The sequence below is a fragment of the Tissierellales bacterium genome (assembly GCA_035301805.1).
Classification (GTDB): domain Bacteria; phylum Bacillota; class Clostridia; order Tissierellales; family DATGTQ01; genus DATGTQ01.
Genome location: DATGTQ010000194.1, coordinates 1 through 3,200, shown reverse-complemented (window position 1 = coordinate 3,200; position 3,200 = coordinate 1). Strand labels below are relative to the sequence as shown.

Below are 3,200 nucleotides of genomic sequence, written 5' to 3'. Positions count from 1 at the left end.
CTCCTAAAGCATCTTGAGCATAATCTGCTAATCCTATTGTTGCTTCATCACCATCAATTTTTATCCATTCATGATCCTCAGTATAAAGTAATCCTTCTAAAACCTTCATAATTTTACCTCCCATTCAAAATATATATTTATTTTTTTATGTTAATATTTAAGTCTATTTTATCTTTTATAAAAAGATTTATTAATTATTTCTGCCTCTACTGGTCTTTTTCTAACCATTATATCAACAGTATTTCCTTTTTCAGTTTCATCAATATCTATTAGTGCCATTCCTATACTTTTCTTTAGAGTGGGTGTTCTATATCCAGTAGTTACATGGCCTATTTTTTTACCATCTTTTTGAACTTCATAGCCTTCTCTTGGTATACCTCTACCCTTAAGCTCAAATCCAACTACTTTTCTAGTTAAGCCTTCTTCTTTTTGCTTTTTCAAAGCTTCTTTTCCTATGAAATCCTCTTCCTTATTTAATTTAACAAAGAAACCTAAGGAGCCTTCTAATGGAGTTATATCTTTGGATATTTCATTACCATATAGCGGAAGACCGGCTTCAAATCTTAATGTATCTCTTGCCCCTAATCCTGCAGGCACTAAGCCATCTTCTTCTCCTACTTCTAGAAGTTTTCTCCATACTTCTACTATATCGTCTTTATCAGTATAAATTTCGAAGCCATCTTCTCCAGTATAACCATTTCTAGAAACCATAGCTTCTACACCTGCAATTTTTACATTTCTAACAATTCTAAATGGTTTTAACTTAGATAAATCTGTGTCTGTTAACTTTTGCAATATTTTCTCTGAATTAGGCCCTTGAATAGCTACTTCACCAATGCTGTCAGAAATGTTTTCAATAATAATATTGAAATCTTTTTTGTTGTCAATCATCCATTTAAAGTCTTTATCAGTATTTGCCGCATTCACAACTAATAAGTATTCTTCATCGGAGTATTTATAAACTAGAAAGTCGTCTACTACTCCTCCATCTGGATAACACATAAATGTATAGAGTATTTGGTTATCCTCTAGCTTACTAATGTCATTAGTAAGTAAGTACTGTAAATAATCTAGTGCCTCTTCACCTTTAACCATAACTTCTCCCATATGTGATACGTCAAAAATACCAGCCTTTGTACGAACTGCCTCATGTTCCGCAATTAGCCCTTCATATTGTACAGGAAGAGCCCATCCTGCAAAATCAACAATTTTACCTCCAAGTTTAGCATGCTCATCAAAAAGTGGAGTCTTTTTTTGTCCCATAACACACACTCCTTTCTAAATTTTAAATAGCCATCAACATGATTATATAAAAACATTACTAAAAATGCAAGATTTGTTAATGGACTCACAATTTTTGAAGTTTGTTATTTACTTCACATATACATTATATATCTTTTTACACAAAATTAATAGTCATTTTAGCAAAATTTTATATTTTAACTTTTTCCTATACCTTCATAATACTTTAAAATCCCTAAATATATTGCTTTTGCTACCTTTTCTTGATATTCCCTAGAATTCAATAACTTCTCTTCTTCAGCATTAGATAAAAACCCACATTCTATCAATATGGCAGGCATTTCTATTTCATTTATTAAAAATACTTCCTCTCTTTCTTGTGGTACCCTATTATTATCTTCGTTAAGGAGATTTTTTAATTCTTTCTGAACTGCATAAGCTAATTTTATACTTTCTTCACAATCTTTTTTATAAAATGTTTGGGCTCCATGATACCTAGAATCGGAAAAACTATTTAAATGTATTGTTAATAATAAATCACAATGTCCCTTTTCAATTATCTTCTTCCTGTTTTTTAAGTCTTCTGTCTTCTTTTCTTTTAAAGTTTTTGATTTATTTGTATAAAGTCCTTCTTCTCCTTCCCTGGTTATTATAACTATTTCACCATCTTTTTCTATTAACTCTTTTAGTTTTAAAGCTATGCTTAGATTAATTTCAGCTTCTTTAGTTCCACTTACTCCAATAGCCCCAGGATCAACTCCTCCATGACCAGGATCAATACCTATAACCTTTTTCCCTCCAGTTAAGAAAGAAGTTATAGCCATATACTTTCTGCTGATTAAAATATAGAATAATAATATAATGATGACTATAGCAACTAATAAGATGTATAATGTTTTCTTACTAATAAATATTACTCTCATTTAATCCCCCTCCTATACCTATAATTTATATTAATAGAGGACTTGTCCTTATTACTATTTTTAGACAAAAAACAAACACTGGTTTTATCCAGTGTTTTAATTTTATCTTTTGTATTCTGTTTACAATATATATATATCTTATCTCTTTGAGAATTGTGGTGCCTTTCTTGCCTTTTTCAAGCCATATTTCTTTCTTTCTTTCATTCTAGGATCTCTTGTTAAGAAACCAGCTTTTTTAAGTACAGGCCTTGAGTCTTCTTCTGCATCTAATAATGCTCTTGCAATACCATGTCTAATTGCTCCTGCTTGACCAGTAAACCCTCCACCTTGTACATTAACGTACACATTATATTTATCTAATGTATCAGTTATTTCTAATGGTTCTTTAACAATTACTTTTAACGTATCATAATCGAAATAATCGTCAATATTTTCATTATTTATAATTATCTCTCCAGATCCAGGAAGTAATTTTACTCTAGCTATAGAGGTTTTTCTTCTTCCTGTACCCCAAAATTCTACCTTATCCAATTATAGCCCTCCTTTCATAAATGTTAAAATTCATAAACTTCTGGCTCTTGAGCTTCGTGTTTATGTTCAGGTCCACTATATACTTTCAACTTCTTAATCATTTTTCTTCCTAATCTATTCTTTGGAAGCATACCCTTTACTGCTAATTCAATAGCCTTTTCAGGATTTCTTTCCATTAATCTTTCATAAGGAACTTCTTTTAATCCACCTGGATGTCCCGTATGGTACCTATAATGCTTTTGTTCTAGTTTTTTACCAGTTAAAACAACTTTATCAGCATTAACTATTATTACATAATCTCCTGTATCTGTGTGAGGTGTATAAATTGGCTTATGTTTCCCTCTTAAAAGCATAGCCACTTCACTTGCTAATCTACCTAAAACTTTTCCTTCTGCATCGATAACATACCATTTCTTCTCAACTTCATCTATATTAGGCATGTAAGATTTCATCTTTTTTCCCTCCTTATTACAACAGTGAGTATATATGAAAATTCCGGGGTTT

At 30.9% G+C, this 3,200-nt stretch carries 5 protein-coding genes; all 5 read right to left on the bottom strand.

The annotated features are described in order from the left end of the window. On the bottom strand, positions 1-109 hold a 109-nt coding region (locus tag VK071_10220; GenBank protein HLR35682.1), incomplete at its 3' end, for a glycine cleavage system protein H. A 59-nt stretch (positions 110-168) separates the two neighbouring features. Then, positions 169-1,263, bottom strand: a complete 1,095-nt coding sequence (gcvT, locus tag VK071_10215; GenBank protein HLR35681.1) for a glycine cleavage system aminomethyltransferase GcvT — start codon at positions 1,261-1,263, stop codon at positions 169-171. A 176-nt stretch (positions 1,264-1,439) separates the two neighbouring features. Then, entirely contained in the window at positions 1,440-2,165 is a 726-nt protein-coding gene (cwlD, locus tag VK071_10210) for an N-acetylmuramoyl-L-alanine amidase CwlD (protein ID HLR35680.1), read from the bottom strand. Between the two features lie 138 nt (positions 2,166-2,303). Continuing rightward, the gene (gene rpsI / locus VK071_10205) at positions 2,304-2,696 is read right to left on the bottom strand and encodes a 30S ribosomal protein S9 (protein ID HLR35679.1); all 393 of its coding nucleotides are present in this window, start codon (positions 2,694-2,696) and stop codon (positions 2,304-2,306) included. Positions 2,697-2,719: 23 nt separating this feature from the next. Then, positions 2,720-3,148, bottom strand: coding sequence for a 50S ribosomal protein L13 (gene rplM, locus VK071_10200; protein HLR35678.1), 429 nt, complete (start codon positions 3,146-3,148; stop codon positions 2,720-2,722). Positions 3,149-3,200: the final 52 nt, after the last annotated feature.

Bases quoted from the DNA above. Each gene is read 5' to 3' on its own strand.
- gcvT (HLR35681.1), bottom strand. From the start codon at position 1,263: ATGGGACAAAAAAAGACTCCACTTTTTGATGAGCATGCTAAACTTGGA.
- cwlD (HLR35680.1), bottom strand. From the start codon at position 2,165: ATGAGAGTAATATTTATTAGTAAGAAAACATTATACATCTTATTAGTT.
- rplM (HLR35678.1), bottom strand. From the start codon at position 3,148: ATGAAATCTTACATGCCTAATATAGATGAAGTTGAGAAGAAATGGTAT.